The following is a 16230-nucleotide window of genomic DNA, read 5'->3' on the forward strand; positions in this document are numbered from 1 at the left end:
GATCGGCAATCAAGTCGAAGCACCTCGTCTGAGCGTCTGCGACGGCAGTTCTCCGAAGCGACGCCGGTAGGCTCCGGCGAAGCCGCCCATGTTGACGTAGCCCCACGCGCGCGCAGCGCTCGCGACGGACGTCGCACCCGCCGCGAGTTCTCGACGCACCCCTTGGAGCCGGCGCTCGATCAGGTAGCTCCGCGGCGACGTCCCGAGATAGGTGTTGAACGCGCCGCTGAGCGCGCGGACACTGACGCCGGCGATCGCGGCGATCTCGGTGATCGTCGGCAGCTCCCGGGCGTGCTCGTCGATGTACTCGACTGCGGCCCGCACGTAGCGGGGCGCAGGCACGGAAGTCGACGAGGGCAGGGCGATGTCGGCGTGCCGGGCCCACTCGGTGAGCAGGTGCGCGGTGATCATCTCTTCCAGCTGACGGCCCACCTGGCCGACGGCCACCTCGTCCGGGGCCGCGGCGGCGGTGCGACTGGCGAATTCGAGGAGTGCCAGCCAGGCGCTGCCCGGGCCGCCGATCACACACGGTTTCGACCACAGCCGCGCATCGGGGACGTCGCCGTACCAGCGCAATGCCAGATCAGTCAGCAGCCGAACGGGCACGGTGAGGTTCAGCTGCAGATGATCCCGGTCGGCGCCGAGCCGGTACGGCGAGTGACCGCAGTCCACGACGAACGTCTCGTTCGCCGACAGTTCAGTGGTCGCCCGCCGCGTCCCGTGCCGCGTCCGGCCGCGCAGTGTGGTGAGCGCCAGAACCTTGCCCGATCCGGGATCGAAGTCGTCGAGTTCGACGTGGACGCCGTAGCGGAAGTGCGTGAGGATGATGTCGCCGATGGACGTGGAGAACATCGACGACGCGGGCGCCACGCCGCGTCCGACAGGACGCACGTCGAAGTGCATGTACTTGACGTTCGTCCATGCGCGGATCGCATCCCAGTCCGTTTCGCGTGTGTCGTCGCGAAGCGAGGCGGGCCGGGGATCGAGGGTCGCGGACATGGCCCTCAGCCTAGAAGCGCCGATCCGCGCACGTGGACGGATACGGCGAAACCCGGGTCGGGACTCCCCGCCGGACGCGACGGGAGGGCCGGCGCAGGGCCCGCTGCGGCGCTAGTGTCCCGTGTCGGAAGTTTCTCGATGGTTGCCGGGAGTCCGATGGGCGGCCGGCAAGGCGGACGAGGGAGGGATACCGGCAGGTATCCTGACCGAGGACAACGCCGCCAGACGTTCATCGGGCCCCGGCATACCGCGAAAGAACTTTCGACACGGGACACTAGGGGGCCCAGGTCCGCGCGCCCTCCGCCGCCTCTTCTGCCTCGTGCTCTCCGGAGACCCGATGGGCGCGGTTCACCGCGGACACCACGGCGCGCAGGCTGGCGGTGGTGATCGACGATGCGATGCCCACGCCCCACACGGTCTCGCCGTTGATCGCGGTCTCCACGTAGCAGGCCGCGTTGGCGTCGCCGCCGGCGGTCAGCGCGTGCTCGGAGTAGTCGAGCACGCGGACGTCGAATCCGACGGTGCCCAAGGCGTCGACGAAGGCGGCCAGCGGGCCGTTGCCGGAGCCGCTGATCTCGCGTTCGACGCCGTCGACCTTCACCACGGCGGTGATGGAGTCCTGGCCGTCGTCGTACTCGGCCGCGTCGACCTTCTGGTGCATCCGCTCCAGCGGGGTGATCGGTTCCAGGTACTCCTGGGCGAAGACGTCCCACATCTCCTTGGGGTTGACCTCGCCGCCCTCGCCGTCGGTGATCTTCTGGATCTCGCGGCTGAACTCGATCTGCAGGCGGCGCGGCAGATTCATGCCGTGGTCGGCCTTCATGATGTAGGCGACGCCGCCCTTGCCGGACTGGCTGTTGACGCGGATCACGGCCTCGTAGTTGCGGCCGACGTCCTTCGGGTCGATCGGCAGGTAGGGGACCTGCCACAGGATGTCGTCGACGTCCTTGTCCTGCGCGTCGGCGTCGAACTTCATCTGGTCCAGGCCCTTGTTGATGGCGTCCTGGTGGCTGCCGGAGAACGCGGTGAAGACCAGGTCGCCGCCGTACGGGTGCCGCTCGGGGACGTTCAGCTGGTTGCAGTACTCGACGGTGCGGCGGATCTCGTCGATGTCGGCGAAGTTGATCTGCGGGTCGACACCCCGGGAGAACAGGTTCATCCCGAGGGTCACCAGGTCGACGTTGCCGGTGCGCTCGCCGTTGCCGAACAAGCAGCCCTCGATGCGGTCGGCGCCGGCCATGTAGCCCAGCTCGGCGGCGGCGACGCCCTCACCGCGATCGTTGTGCGGGTGCAGGCTGAGGATGATCGATTCCCGCCGCGCCAGGTTGCGGCTCATCCACTCGATCGAGTCGGCGTAGACGTTGGGCGTGGTCATCTCGACGGTCGCCGGCAGGTTGATGATCAGCGGCTTGTCCGGGGTCGGCGCGATCACCTCGGAGACGGCGTCGCAGACTTCCTTGGCGTAGGTCAGCTCGGTGCCGGTGTACGACTCGGGCGAGTACTCGTAGCGCCACGCGGTGTCCGGGAACCGCTTCTCGGTCTCCAGACACAGCCGCGCGGCATCGGTGGCGATCTTGGTGATGGCCGTCTTGTCGGCGCGGAACACTACGCGTCGCTGCAGGATCGACGTCGAGTTGTAGAAGTGCACGATCACGTTCGGCGCGCCGTCGCACGCCGTGAAGGTGCGCTCGATCAGCTCGGGCCGGGCCTGGGTCAGCACCTGGATGGTGACGTCCTCGGGGATCGCGCCGTCGTCGATGATCTCGCGGACGAAGTCGAAATCGGTCTGGCTGGCCGACGGGAAACCGACCTCGATCTCCTTGTAGCCCATGCGCACCAGCAGGTCGAACATGCGGCGCTTGCGCGCGGGACTCATCGGGTCGATCAGGGCCTGGTTGCCGTCGCGCAGGTCGACGGCGCACCATTGCGGTGCGCGCTCGATCACGGTGTCCGGCCAGGTGCGGTCGGGCAGCGAGATGTGCTCCACCTCGTCGGCGAAGCTGCGATAGCGGTGTACCGGCATCGCAGAGTTGCGCTGCTGGTTGTAGGAGGGCTGGCCCGCCGGGATCGGCCCGTTGGGGGTGACGATGCGGCTCGGGCCGGAGGTGAAGGCGTCTGCTGCTGCCATGAGTGGTCAAGCTCCTTGGGAGTGAAGAAGGGGTTTGACCGGCGCGTCACTAGGCCCGCGACGGAGGGCCGGTCGAATCAGACCCCGCCGCGGCAACCGAGAAGAAGTGCACGCTGCATGGAACTCACCTTACGTCAGTGCCGCGGCCGGGATCAAAAAAGTCTCCGCGCGGAGCCGTACGACGTTCAGGCGAACGGCTCGCCCCATCGCCCGGCGAACGCGATCCGATCCAGCGGGAGGCGTTCCCGCGGCCACGCGTCACGCTCGCGGATCTCTTGGCTGAGTGTGGTCGGATCGTCGGCGAGGCGCCCGATCGCCAGAATCGCCAACGGCCGGATGTCGTCGGGGATCGCGAACACCTCGCGGGCCGTCGCCTTACTGAACCCGGCCATCGGATGGCCGTTGAACCCGAGCGCCTGCGCCTGCAGGATCATCTGGCCCAGCGCGAGCCCCGCATCGACGGCACCGTACGCGTGCTTGTCCGGGTCGTCCGGTTCGTCGGTGGTGCACACGAGGACGAAGGCCGCCGAAGCCGGGGCCCAGGTCGCGTTGCCCTTGTTCAGCGAGTCGGTCAACGCTGCGAAGGTGGCGTCGCCGCGACGTCCGACGACGAACCGGACCGGCTGGATCCGGCCCCACGTCGGGGCCCAGCGCCCGGCCTCCAGGATCGTGGTCAGGTCCTCGTCGTCGATGGCGGCGGCGTCGTCGTAGCCGCGGGCGCTCCAACGGCCGCTGATCAGTGGGTGCATGGGTACCAGGGTTCCAGACGTGCGAAGGGCGCCGGCGTTCAGGCGGTGCTCTTCGGGCTGCGCATCACGTAGGCGACCACCGCGCTCAGCATGAGCAGGGCGACGCCCGCGGCCAGCGCCGCGGCGTGCATGCCGTTGACGAAGGCCTCTTTGGCTGCGTGCGCAGTGGCGCCGCTGGTCTGCTCCAGGGTCTTGCCGAACGAGTCGGCGAAGCGGCCGCCGCCCTGCGCGACGAACACCGCGGTGGCCAGCGAACCGAACAGCGCCAGACCGAGGGCGGTGCCCAGCTCGAAGCTGGTCTCCGAGATTCCGGAGGCGGCGCCCGAATGCGCCGGCGGCACCGAACCGACGACGACGTCGGTCACCAGAGCGAACTGGATGCCGTACCCGGCGCCGGCGACTGCGGTGAACGCCATGAACCACCACAGCGGACTGGACAGATCGAGGGCGACGATCCCCAGATTTCCGAGCGCGGCCAGCAGCAGTGCGCCGGTCAGTGCCCTGGGCACGCCGACCAGGGCGGTCACCCGCTCGGCGCCGATCGAGAACACGGCGATGGTGATCGCCATCGGGAGGCCGGCCAGCGCCGCCTCCAACACGTCGCGTCCGACGGCCGATTGCAGATAGACGTTCGTCAGATAGGCCATGCCGGCCTGCGCCATCATGCCGACGAGGGCCACCGCGATGCAGGCGCTGAAGGTCGCGTTGCCGAACAGCCGCAGGTCCACGAGCGGGACGGGCGTCCGTCGCTGATGGCGGAGGAAGAGGACGATCATCGTCGCGCCGAACAGCCCGATCATCGCGGTACCGACAGACAGCCCCGTTGCCGCAGCGTTCTTCACCGCGTAGACCACCGGAAGGATGCCGAGCAGTGAGAGCACGACGCCGAGCAGATCGAAGGGATGGGTCGCGGCGGACTTGTATTCGGGCAGCACAAACGGCGCGAGCAGGAAGAGCGCGGCGAGCACCGGCACGTTGATCAGGAACACGCTGCCCCACCAGAAGTGGTGCAGCAGTGCGCCGCCGGTCACCGGCCCGATCGCGGCGCCGCCGGCGAAGGCAGCGGTCCAGACTCCGATCGCCCGCGCCCGGTCGGCGTTGCGCGGGAACATGTTCGCGATCAGGGCGAGGCTGGCCGGCAGCAGGGTGGAGCCGCCGACGCCCATGAGCGCCCGGGCCGCGATCAAGAAAGCCGCGGACGGCGCGAAGGCGGCGGCCACCGACGCCCCGCCGAACAGCGCGGCCCCCAGGAGCAGGATCCGGCGGCGGCCGATCCGGTCGCCGAGATTGCCCATCGTGATCAGCAGCCCGGCGATCGCGAACCCGTAGACGTCGAGCATCCACAGCTCCTGCGTCGCGGACGGATCAAGGGCCTGCGAGATGGTCGGCATGGCCAGGTACAGGACCGAGAAGTCCATCGACACCAGGATCACCGGCAGCATCAGGACCACCAGGCCGAACCAGGCGCGCCGACCGCTCACCTGTGTCGGCATGGCGTTCTCCGGGGGTCGGTGGCCGTCAGATCGCGTATTGGAAGACGGTCAGCATGTAGGCGCCGAACCAGGCGCTCAGCAACACGATAGGACCCAGCACGGACGCCGCGACACCGGGCCGTTGCCGGGACAGCAGCGCGGCCAGTGGGATCAGCAGGACGAACGCTGGAAGCAGCAGTCGGGCCCGGCTCATCATCAGCCCGCTCGACAGCAGGATCGAGGCCACTACCAGGGTGCCGTAGGCCAGCACCGGCCACGGCAGCCGGTCGGCGAACGACCAGGCGAGCAGCGCGAGGACGCCCAGCATCACCAGCGCGGTGGCCACTTGGGCGAAGTCGTGCGAGGCGGTCAGCGAATCGACGACGAAGCGCCAGGCCGCGACGCCGAAATCCATCTTGGTGTCCCAGCCCTGGGTCTGGATGTGGAACCATCCGGTGAGTGAGCCGGTCTTCGCGGCGACCACGCCGAGGTAGCCGAGAAAGCCCAGCGGGGCCATGACGATCGCGGCCCAGGCGCGCGGTCCGTCGCGCCGGGCGAGGAAGGCGGCGAGCATCACCACGGCGATCACCGCGATCCCGGTCGGGCGGACCAGGCCGATCAGCAGGGCCGCACCGCCCGCGGCGAGCCAATCGCGCTCCAGGACCCAGGCCAGGGCCCAGGCGGCGAGCGCGCAGAAGAGCGCCTCGGTGTAGGCGAGGTTGAGGACGACCGACATCGGAGTCGCGGCGAACAGGACGACCAGAACCAGTCCGGTGCGGCGCGGATCGCCGGCGGGCCGGGCGCGCTGCGCGCAGAGCGTTCCCAGCCGGGCCACGCCGACCGCGGCCACGGCGCCGAACACCAGGTTGAGCGTAATCGCGGCCCCGAAGGTGCTGACCCCGGGCGCCTGGGACACCAGGCCGACGAGCATCGGGTAGCCGGGGAAGAAGGCGTAGGCCGTCTCGTCCGTGTGCAGGCCCTGCGCATCGGTGAGCGACTCCGGCACCCCGCTGTACCCGTGCTCGGCGATGGCGAGCATCCACTGCCCGTCCCACTTGCTGAGGACCGAGGAGAGGGAGAGGTCGTGCCGTGCCGAGAAGAGGGCGAGCACCGCGATCCCGATGCCCCGTACGACGAGGTAGAGGAGCACGACCACGCCCCACGGCGGCAGCGTGCGCGGTGCGGGCGCGGCGGTCGATATTGCGCTCGTCACCGGATCGATCGTACCGATCCTGGGAGTCCGTCTGAACACCGGCGGGGCGCGGACACGGGGTGCGCGGGTGCGGCCGCAGGGCGGGCGACCGGTACAGTGGACGCGAAATCAGCACCTGAAAGACCGAGTACAGGAAGGCCCCGACGTGGCACTGGTGGTCCAGAAGTACGGTGGCTCGTCGGTGTCGGATGCCGAGCGCATCCGGCGCGTCGCCGAGCGCATCGTCGCGACCAAACGAGAGGGCAACGACGTGGTCGTCGTCGCCTCGGCGATGGGTGACACCACCGACGAACTCCTCGACCTCGCCGAGCAGGTGAACCCGCAGCCGCCGCAGCGCGAGATGGACATGCTCCTCACCTCCGGTGAGCGCATCTCCAACGCGCTGCTCGCGATGGCGATCGAAGCGCTGGGCGAGGAGGCGCAGAGTTTCACCGGTTCGCAGGCCGGCGTGATCACCACGTCGAGCCACGGCAAGGCCAAGATCATCGACGTGACGCCGGGGCGGGTGCGCAGCGCGCTGGACGACGGCAAGATCGTGCTCGTCGCCGGATTCCAGGGCGTCGCCCAGGACACCAAGGACGTCACCACGCTCGGCCGCGGGGGCTCGGACACCACAGCGGTCGCCCTCGCCGCGGCCCTGGCGGCCGACGTCTGCGAGATCTACACCGACGTCGACGGCATCTACACGGCCGACCCGCGGATCGTGCCGGACGCCCGCCACCTCGAGACGGTCTCCTTCGAGGAGATGCTCGAGATGGCCGCCTGCGGCGCCAAGGTCCTGATGCTCCGGTGCGTGGAATACGCGCGCCGCTACAACGTTCCCGTACATGTGCGCTCGTCGTACTCGACCAAACCCGGCACCATGGTGTCCGGATCGATGGAGGACATCCCCGTGGAAGAAGCGATTCTCACCGGTGTGGCTCACGACCGCAGCGAAGCCCAGGTAACGGTCTTCGGCATCCCCGACGAGCCGGGCTATGCGGCCAAGGTGTTCCGTGCGGTCGCAGACGCCGAGATCAACATCGACATGGTGCTGCAGAACATCTCGAAGGTGGAGACCGGCAAGACCGACATCACCTTCACGCTGCCCAAGGAACTGGGCCCGATCGCGCTGGAGAAGCTCGCGTCCCTCAAGGACGAGATCGGCTTTTCCGAGATCGCGCTCGACGAGAACGTCGGCAAGGTGTCGCTGGTGGGTGCGGGCATGAAGAGTCACCCGGGCGTCACGGCCACCTTCTGCGAGGCGCTCAGTGAGGCGGGCATCAACATCGAGCTGATCTCCACCTCGGAGATCCGGATCTCGGTGCTGTGTCAGGAGAACCAGCTCGACGACGCTGTGCGCGCCCTGCACGCGGCGTTCGATCTCGGCGGCGACGAAGAGGCTGTCGTCTACGCGGGAACGGGGCGGTAGCCGTGGTCAGCATCGGAGTCGTCGGCGCCACCGGCCAGGTCGGCGGCGTCATGCGTGCCCTGCTGGAGGAGCGGAACTTCCCGGCCGATCAGGTGCGTTTCTTCGCGTCGCCGCGGTCGGCGGGCAAGACGCTCCCGTGGCGGGGCGGCGAGATCGTCGTCGAGGACGCCACCACGGCGGATCCGAGCGGTCTGGACATCGCGCTGTTCTCGGCGGGCGGCACCATGTCGAAGGTGCAGGCGCCGCGCTTCGCCGAGGCCGGTGTCACCGTGATCGACAACTCGTCGGCCTGGCGCAAGGACGAGGACGTCCCGCTGGTGGTCGCCGAGGTGAACGGCGAGCTGGCGAAGAACCCGCCCAAGGGCATCATCGCCAACCCGAACTGCACCACCATGGCCGCCATGCCGGTGCTCAAGCCGCTGCACGACGCCAAGGGGCTGCGTCGCCTGATCGTGTCCAGCTACCAGGCGGTGTCCGGCAGCGGACTCGCCGGGGTGCGCGAACTCAAGGGCCAGGTGGAGCAGGGTGTGTCCGGTGACCTGGGCGAATTGGTCTACGACGGCGACGCCGTGGCGCTGGGCGCGCCGGACGTCTACGTGAAGCCGATCGCCTTCAACGTCCTGCCGCTCGCGGGCTCGCTCGTCGACGACGGCTCCGGCGAGACCGACGAGGACCAGAAGCTGCGCAACGAATCGCGCAAGATCCTCGGCATCCCGGGCCTGCTGGTGAGCGGCACCTGCGTCCGCGTGCCGGTGTTCACCGGCCACTCGCTCTCGATCAACGCGGAGTTCGACTCGGCGATCACCCCGGACGAGGCCCGCGAGATCCTGGCCGGTGCTGCCGGCGTGCAGCTGGCCGATGTGCCCACGCCGCTCGACGCGGCTGGCGGGGACGTCTCGCTGGTCGGCCGGATCCGGCAGGATCCGGGGGCGCCGGAGGGCCGGGGCCTCGCGCTGTTCGTCTCGGGCGACAACCTGCGCAAGGGCGCGGCGCTCAACACCATTCAGATCGCCGAACTCCTGGTCTAGACACCGGTGTCGCGGCGCACGTCGCGGCACCTGGCGCCGGGCTGAGGCCCGATGGCAGTCGCGCGGAGTCGAGAACGGGGTGCCGGGCACCCTGGCTTCGGTGTCGAGATCGACGACTTCGGCGGCGGATCCCGGGTGCACGATCGGTTCGCGGACCGCTCTATGACCGTGGTTACTCTGCGGTAAGAACGTGCGCGATATTCCCCTGCATGAAACTAAGTTGGGGACTTGTATCAATATCTGCGTCTACTCCGCGGCCGCGCCGCTTCCGTCGCTTCGGCGCCGCGCTGGTCGCCGCCGGGTTGGCGGGGACGGCCCTGGCCGCCACCGCCGCGCCCGCGGAGGCCGCGCGTGACTTCTATCGTCCGCCCGCGTCCTACTCGTCGGCGCCGGGCAGTGTGATCCGCACCGAGGCCGCACCGTTGCTGCTGCAGATCCGGGCCTGCCGAACCAGTGGCCCGGCACCGCCAAGCGGATGATGTACACCTCGACGCTCCAGAACGGGAAGGCCACCGCGGTCACCGGCTACGTCGTCGAACCCACTGCGCCGTGGCGCGGCAAGGGTCCGCGGCCGACCGTCGTCATCGGTCCCGGCACCGTCGGCCAGGGCGACCAGTGCGCCGGCTCCAAGATGCTCTCGCTGCCGATGGCCGTCGATCCCGCCAAGCCCTCCATCGCCGTGAACTACGCCGGCCTGGAGATGAACCTGCTGCTGCTCAACGGAGTCCGCGTCGCCGTGACCGACTACGTCGGCATGGGCACGCCGGGAATCCACACGTACGTCAACCGGGTCGAGTCCGGCAACGCCATGCTCGACGCCGCCCGCGCCGCACTGCGCGTGAGTAATGCGCCCAAGGACGCCCCGGTGGCCTTCTCCGGCTACTCGCAGGGCGGGGGAGCCGCGGCCTCGGCCGCCGAACTCGCGCAGAGCTACGCGCCGGACCTGAACGTCAAGGCCACCTATGCGGGCGCCCCGCCGGCCGACCTGAACAAGGTGATCGGCCAGATCGACGGCACGTTCATCGCCGGCGCCATCGGCTACGCGATCAACGGACTCGACGCGCGCTACCCGGAACTCGGCCCGGTACTCCGAAAGGAGACCAACGCCCACGGCAAGCGGGTGCTCAAGCAGGTGTCCACCCAGTGCATCGGCGACACCGGCCTCTCCACCGGCTTCCAGCGGACCGATCAGTGGACTCGCGACGGCAAGCCGCTCTCGGCCGTGGTCAAGCGCAACCCCGCGGTCAAGGCGATGATCGACGATCAGCGGATCGGCCGCCTCAAGCCGAACGCGCCCGTGCTGATCTCCACCGGCGTGAACGACGATGTGATCCCCCACGGCCAGGTGACTCAGCTGTACCGCGACTGGCGTGCCCAGGGCGCCGACGTCAAGCTGGCGAGCGAGTTCACGCCGCCGATCTTCCCCGGACTCATCGTCAACCACGGTCTGCCGATGCTGCTGTTCCTGCTGCCGGCGACGAACTTCATTCTCGGAGAGTTCAACCGCTGACGGTACTGCGCTCCACGTGAGCGCAATCTGTGCGGCGGCGGTGAGCAGTGTGGTGGACTCTCCGGTATGAGTACGAGAATGTATCGGCGGGTCGCCCTCGCGGTTCTCGCCGCTGTGGTCGCAGTGACGTTGACCGTCGGCGACCACGCCGCACCGGCGGCGGCTGAGCCCAGCGGGATCCCGGGGCTCGGACCGAAGTGGACCTCGCTGATGCACGGCGACCTGGAGTCGACCGACAGCACCGGGTACCGCGGGCCCGGGCGTACCGCGAAGCTCGCCGCCTCGACCGTATCCGGGGGGCCGTGTGCGGCCACCTTCATCGGGCGCGCCGGCCACCCGGTGTCGTTGTGCACCAACTACGTCGCGGGCGATCCTCCCCAGTTCGCGGTTCCGGTGGTGACGCTCTTCGACAAGCGCAGCGCGACGATTCTGGCGCGGCTGCCGCTGGCCAAGGGCGGGCTCCTCGGCGGCGTGTACGGGTATCTCGACGACGACCGGGTGGTGGTGGCCGACGGCAGCGGAGCCATTCTGAAGGTGGCGCACCGTCGTACCTCGTCCGGGTGGCGGTTGTCTGTGTCCGAACGGATCGACATCTCCCGTCACGTCGGGAACGACGCCGTGACCGGACTCGCCCCCGACCGCACCGGCCGGATCTGGTGGATCACCACCGGCGGCGTCGTCGGGACCGTCACCGGCACGCGCGTCGCTTCGACGCACCTGCCGCGCGGCGAGCAGCTCGGCAACGGGCTCTCTGTCCGTCCCGGGGGCGTCTCGGTACTGACCACGCACGCTCTCTACGAGATGTGGGCAGGCGCCGATGGAGTTCCGAAGACGTTGTGGCGCAACGTCTACGACCGCGGACCCGGGCGCAAACCGGGCCAACTCACCTGGGGGTCGGGGACCACGCCGTCGTACTTCGGTCCGGGCGGCAGCGGGTGGGTCGCGATCGTCGACAACGCGCGCGTGCCGCGGCTGCACGTCTATCGCAGCGACGACGGGTCGCCGGTCTGCTCTATCCGCGCCTTCGCCCAGCCGAACCAGGGCACCGAGAACTCGCCGATGGTCTGGGGCGACAGCATCGTCGTCCCGAGCACCTACGGATTCCAGTATCCGCCGATGGCCGAGAGCGGCGGTCCGCCGGCGCCCGGTCCGGCGCCCTTCGTCGGAGCGATGACCCGGATCGACGTCGCACCCGGCAAGTGCACTCGCGTGTGGGAGAACCGGGACCGGATGTCGACGCTGCCGCGACTCTCCACCGCGGACGGGCTGATCCATGCGCTCGGATACGGTCCGTACACACCGGGAGTGCAGCAGCTCGGGCCGGTGAACTACGTGGCGACCGACTTCCGGACGGGACGGCGCGTGGTGACCCGCCAGGTGGGATTCGCGCCGTTCGACGAGCCGCTGCAACTGACCGGGATGATCGCACCGGACGGTTCGCTCTGGCAGGGAACCTTCGCCCGAATGCTTAGAATCGCGCCATGACCTATCCGGGCACGTGGGGCGACCCCGACGACTCCGAGCACATTCCGACGCAGGCTGAACTCGATGCGGAGGATCTGGCGGAGTTGGAGCGGTCGTCGCGCGATGCCGACCTCGCCGCACGGTACCCGCGCCGCCCCGAAGACCCCGGCCCTCCGCCGACGGCGTTGACCCGGGATGCGCTGATCTGCTGGTATGTCGCGGCGCTCGCGGCCCTGGCGTGCATCGTCTACGGCTTCGCCACCCTCGGCGCCGCCGTCGATCGGCTGGCCGATCGGCTCGAACCGCAGATGGCCGAAGTCCACCAGATCGACGGGACCCGGACCGCCGAATCGATGGCGGCCTTCTGGCCGCCGGCACTGATCGCCGGCTGGCTGGTCGCGATCGCGATCACCTACCCGCTGCTGGTCGCGATCGGCCGGCATCACAGCCGCAACGTCCGCAGCATCTACGCGGCCGTCTGCATCCTGACCGTCATGTTCGTGCCGCTGATCTCCGACCTGCTGTTCGACTACCCGGAGGTGCCCTCGGTATTCCGAGTCGCGGCCTGGGTCTCGGTGGCCGGCCTGCTGCTGTCTGTCTTGATGACGTTCCGGGGCAGCGTCGGCGGGTGGCTGCCGGCGTCGACTCGACTCAAGCCTTCCAAAGTCTTCCGCAATCCGCGGTGATCGTGCGTACGTTGGGAGTCGGAACCCGATCCGAGTGAGAGGAATACCCGATGACTGTGAATCCCGTGTACCGAGTGTGGTCGACGTCGACCGGCGGCGGCCGCGACGGCGAAGTGGTGTCCGAGTCCGGCCGCATCGACCTGGAGTTGCGCCCGCCGGTGGAGATGGGCGGCACCGGCGACGGCGCCAATCCCGAGGAACTGTTCTCGGCCGGCTACGCCGCGTGTTTCAACGGAGCCCTCCATCATGTGGCGAAGTCCGCCGGTGTGGATCTGCCCCCGGGCACCAAGGTGACGATCACCGTGGGCATCGGTTCCGACGACGCCGACGGCGGATTCGGGCTGACCGCCGACATTCACACCGAGATCCCCGGAGTCGATGCGGCGCTGGCGAAAGACCTGACGGACAAGGCGCACGCGTTCTGCCCGTACTCGAAGGCGACCCGGGGCAACATCGCGCACAACGTCACCTCCAGCGTCTGAGAACACGTGCCTCCGGCGGAGATTCGCGTCGTGCGGCCGCCTTCGGGCGGCCGCGCGGTAGCGTGAGGACTCGTGAACAACTGGGCTAATCTCGCCGGACTGGGACTGCTCGCCGCGGCGCTCGCGACCGTCGCCTACGTGCGCTATCGACAGCGCGAATGGGCGTCGCTGCTGCGCGAAGTGGAGTTGGCCCGCGGTCTGCGGGACCTCGCGGACGGCGATGCGGTGAAGCTCGCCTGCGTCGACGAGTTCGAGGTCACCGTCTACCAGCGGCTCTTCTACGAGTCGGCGGTGGGTCCGCGCCTGCGGAGTGCGGCGTGGGCACTGATGGCGACGCTGTTCGCGGCGGTCGCCGCGCTGCTGTTCGACGGCGTCGACGGCGTGGCCGCCGACGTGTTCTGGATCGTCTCGCTGATCGTCGCGTTCCTGTTCGGGATGGCGGTGCTGGTCTATCTGGTGCTGGCGGTGTATTCCGCGGCCACCACTCCTCGGGTGTCGTTCGCCGCCTCGTATGCCGCGGCGGACGCCGACGACGAGGACTGACATGCGCGACTTCTCCTACCGATATCGGGACGCGCCATGACCCTCGCCGCCACCGACCTCGGCGAGGGACCGGTCCTGACCGGACGCCGCGACCCCGTGGCGATCCTTCGCACCCAGGACGCCACGCGGCTGCGAGACCTGGTGCCGGTCCGGCATGCGCGGATGGCGGCGACGCCGTTCACCTTCTATCGCGGGGCCGCGGCGGTGATGGCCGCGGATCTGGCGTCGACGCCGAACTCGGGCATCACAACCCAGCTGTGCGGTGACGCGCACCTGAGCAACTTCGGGCTGTTCCTCTCGCCGGAGCGCCGGATGGTGTTCGACCTCAACGACTTCGACGAGACGCACCCCGGGCCGTTCGAGTGGGACGTCAAACGCCTCGCGGCGAGTATGGCAGTGGCGGCGCAGGGCAACGGCGGCACGGATAAGGAGGCCCACCGGGCCGCTCGCCGAGCCGCTCGCGCTTACCGCCGGGCGATGAGTTCCGCCGCCGAACGCGGCGCCCTCCAGTGCTGGTACGACAACGTCGACCCCGATCGGGTGAAGCGGGAGATCGGCGATCGATTGGACACCGCGGCGAACAAGAACCTGAAGAAGACGCTCGCCAAGGCGTACCACCGCAACAGCGAGCAGGCCCTGTCCAAGCTGTGCGTGGTGGACGAGACCGGGGTGCGCATCAAGAGCGATCCGCCGCTGCTGATCCCGGCGGCGGACGTGTTGACCCAGATCTCGCCGAATCAGTTGCGCGAGCAGTTCCTCGGACGGATCGCGGCGTACCGGGAGACGTTGCCGCTGCACCTGCACGATCTGATCGACCAGTACGAGTTCGTCGAGGCCGCCCGGAAGGTGGTCGGCGTGGGCAGTGTCGGCACGCGCTGCTGGATCGCCCTCTTCGCGGGCAGGCTCAACCGGGATCCGCTCTTCCTGCAGTTGAAGGAGGCGCAGCAGTCGGTGCTGGCGCCCTACGTCGACGCGCCGGAGTTCAGCAACCAGGGCGAGCGAGTCGTGGTGGGCCAGCGCCTGTTGCAGGCGTCGAGCGACGTTCTGCTCGGCTGGTTCCGGAGCCTCGGATTCGCCAGCCGACCCGACGGAACCGCGGAGTCGGTCTCGGGCCTCTGCGACTTCTACGTGCGGCAGCTCCGCGACGGCAAGGGCTCTGCGGTGATCGAGGACATGCCGGTCGACCGGCTCACCCTGTACGGCGAGCTGTGCGGCGCGGTGTTGGGGCAGGCTCATGCGCGCACGTCGGCGCGCGGCGAGATCGCCGACTACGTCGGGGGACTCGGCAAGAAGTTCGACGGGGCAGTTGCGGATTGGGCGCTGGGCTACACCCAGGTCAATCGGGCCGATCATGCGCGCCTGGTCGACGCCATCACCACCGGCGAGATCGACTCGGCCCGGCTCGACGACACGGGCCTCCGAACCGTTCAGGACCGGAAGGGTCCGCTCGCGGTCGGCCCCTGAGCAGCCGATTTCAGTTGAGCGTGCCGGATGTTGTAATCTCGTTGAGGTTGTACACGGGGTATGGCGCAGCTTGGTAGCGCGCTTCGTTCGGGACGAAGAGGTCGTGGGTTCGAATCCCGCTACCCCGACAGGTCAGATGAGCTTGCGAATCTGACAGTGAATTCTGCTGGTTGAGAAGCAGTAGAGGCCCTGGCCTGCGGAAACGCGGGTCAGGGCCTCCTCGTTTCGCCGTTCTTCCGCGCGGGTCGCGCCGGAATCCGCACTGCCTCTCAGGGGAGGCCGTCGAAGCTGCCGTGGCGCCCTGCGCCGGCAACGAACCGGGCGGCACCGGAGAGCGTGTCTGCACGCAGGGATACCGAGCCGTGGACGTGTTCGTTCCTCATCGCCTCGTCCTCGGTGAGTCCTTGTTGCTCGAGCAGCGACAGACGATCGTGGCGCAGGCAGGTCTGCGGAAAGCGGGCCAGTTCCCGGCCGAGCTCGACGGCGTGAGCGAGCGCTCCGCCCGGAGGCGTCACGCGATTGATCAGCCCCATTGTCAGTGCCTCGTCGGCGTGCACTGCGCGGCCGGTCAGGATCAGGTCCGTCGCGTGGCCCATCCCGATCAGGCGCGGAAGCCGAACGGTTCCGCCGTCGATCAGCGGCACTCCCCAGCGCCGGCAGAAGACGCCGAGTACGGCGTCCTCGTCGGCGACCCGCAAGTCGGTCCAGAGCGCAAGCTCCAGGCCGCCCGCCACGGCGTGTCCGCTGATCGCGGCGATGACCGGTTTGGACAGCCGCAGCCGGGAGACTCCCATGGGGGCGTCACCGGTGGGCTCGAAGCGATTCGGATCTCCCTCTGCCACTGCTTTCAGGTCGGCGCCGGCGCAGAACGTGCCTGCCTCTCCGGTGAGAATCGCGACGGCCGCGTCGTCGTCTCGGTCGAAATCGCGGAAAGCGTCGGCGAGTGCGTCGGCCGTCTGCCGATCGACGGCGTTGCGGCGATGGGGCCGGTTGATGGACACGATCGTGACGGGGCCGTCCTTGCGGACGAGGACCGGATCGGGTGGGGGGATCGATGTCATCGCGAGCGCCTCCTGGCTAT

13 protein-coding genes, 1 tRNA gene and 1 pseudogene are annotated in these 16230 nt (G+C 69.0%); 9 read left to right on the forward strand and 6 right to left on the reverse strand.

What is annotated here, in order from left to right:
- Window positions 1–9 precede the first annotated feature (9 nt).
- The 5 genes from C6V83_RS02745 to C6V83_RS02765 form a co-directional block, all read right to left on the reverse strand.
- A complete protein-coding gene (locus tag C6V83_RS02745; RefSeq protein WP_105941100.1) occupies window positions 10–999 on the reverse strand; it encodes an AraC family transcriptional regulator in 990 nt (329 codons plus the stop codon).
- Window positions 1000–1273: 274 nt separating this feature from the next.
- Window positions 1274–3127 (reverse strand): 2-isopropylmalate synthase, encoded by a 1854-nt coding sequence (gene leuA, locus C6V83_RS02750; RefSeq protein ID WP_105941101.1) that lies wholly within the window; start codon window positions 3125–3127, stop codon window positions 1274–1276.
- Between the two features lie 185 nt (window positions 3128–3312).
- On the reverse strand, window positions 3313–3876 hold the full coding sequence (locus C6V83_RS02755; RefSeq protein WP_105941102.1) for a nitroreductase family protein: 564 nt from the start codon (window positions 3874–3876) through the stop codon (window positions 3313–3315).
- Between the two features lie 38 nt (window positions 3877–3914).
- Window positions 3915–5369: an MFS transporter gene (locus C6V83_RS02760; protein WP_105941103.1), complete on the reverse strand. Its 1455-nt coding sequence runs from the start codon at window positions 5367–5369 to the stop codon at window positions 3915–3917.
- A gap of 25 nt (window positions 5370–5394) precedes the next feature.
- Entirely contained in the window at window positions 5395–6561 is a 1167-nt protein-coding gene (locus tag C6V83_RS02765) for a glycosyltransferase 87 family protein (protein WP_407646229.1), read from the reverse strand.
- Window positions 6562–6706: 145 nt separating this feature from the next.
- Here C6V83_RS02765 and C6V83_RS02770 point away from each other — a divergent pair, with 145 nt between their 5' ends.
- The 9 genes and pseudogenes from C6V83_RS02770 to C6V83_RS02810 all read left to right on the forward strand — a co-directional run bounded on the left by C6V83_RS02770 (window position 6707) and on the right by C6V83_RS02810 (window position 15277).
- Window positions 6707–7972, forward strand: coding sequence for an aspartate kinase (locus tag C6V83_RS02770; protein WP_105941105.1), 1266 nt, complete (start codon window positions 6707–6709; stop codon window positions 7970–7972).
- Window positions 7973–7974: 2 nt separating this feature from the next.
- Complete coding sequence (locus C6V83_RS02775) at window positions 7975–9000, forward strand: aspartate-semialdehyde dehydrogenase (protein ID WP_105941106.1); 1026 nt, start codon at window positions 7975–7977, stop codon at window positions 8998–9000.
- A gap of 209 nt (window positions 9001–9209) precedes the next feature.
- Window positions 9210–10510 (forward strand): annotated as a pseudogene (locus C6V83_RS02780) (lipase family protein).
- Between the two features lie 66 nt (window positions 10511–10576).
- Entirely contained in the window at window positions 10577–11995 is a 1419-nt protein-coding gene (locus tag C6V83_RS02785) for a hypothetical protein (protein WP_234353833.1), read from the forward strand.
- A complete protein-coding gene (locus C6V83_RS02790; protein WP_105941108.1) occupies window positions 11992–12660 on the forward strand; it encodes a hypothetical protein in 669 nt (222 codons plus the stop codon). Before C6V83_RS02785 ends, C6V83_RS02790 begins: the two co-directional genes overlap by 4 nt.
- 50 nt (window positions 12661–12710) lie before the next feature.
- Complete coding sequence (locus tag C6V83_RS02795) at window positions 12711–13142, forward strand: organic hydroperoxide resistance protein (RefSeq protein ID WP_105941109.1); 432 nt, start codon at window positions 12711–12713, stop codon at window positions 13140–13142.
- 72 nt (window positions 13143–13214) lie between these two features.
- A complete protein-coding gene (locus C6V83_RS02800; RefSeq protein ID WP_105941110.1) occupies window positions 13215–13685 on the forward strand; it encodes a hypothetical protein in 471 nt (156 codons plus the stop codon).
- A gap of 36 nt (window positions 13686–13721) precedes the next feature.
- Window positions 13722–15149 carry a DUF2252 domain-containing protein gene (locus C6V83_RS02805; RefSeq protein ID WP_105941111.1) on the forward strand — a complete coding sequence of 476 codons (1428 nt, stop codon included), beginning with the start codon at window positions 13722–13724 and terminating at the stop codon, window positions 15147–15149.
- Window positions 15150–15203: 54 nt separating this feature from the next.
- Window positions 15204–15277, forward strand: a tRNA-Pro gene (locus tag C6V83_RS02810).
- A 141-nt stretch (window positions 15278–15418) separates the two neighbouring features.
- On the opposite strand, the gene C6V83_RS02815 is transcribed toward C6V83_RS02810, so the two are convergent.
- Window positions 15419–16210 (reverse strand): crotonase/enoyl-CoA hydratase family protein, encoded by a 792-nt coding sequence (locus tag C6V83_RS02815; protein WP_105943667.1) that lies wholly within the window; start codon window positions 16208–16210, stop codon window positions 15419–15421.
- Window positions 16211–16230 lie beyond the last annotated feature (20 nt).

The sequence above is a fragment of the Gordonia iterans genome (genome assembly GCF_002993285.1).
Taxonomy (GTDB): domain Bacteria; phylum Actinomycetota; class Actinomycetes; order Mycobacteriales; family Mycobacteriaceae; genus Gordonia; species Gordonia iterans.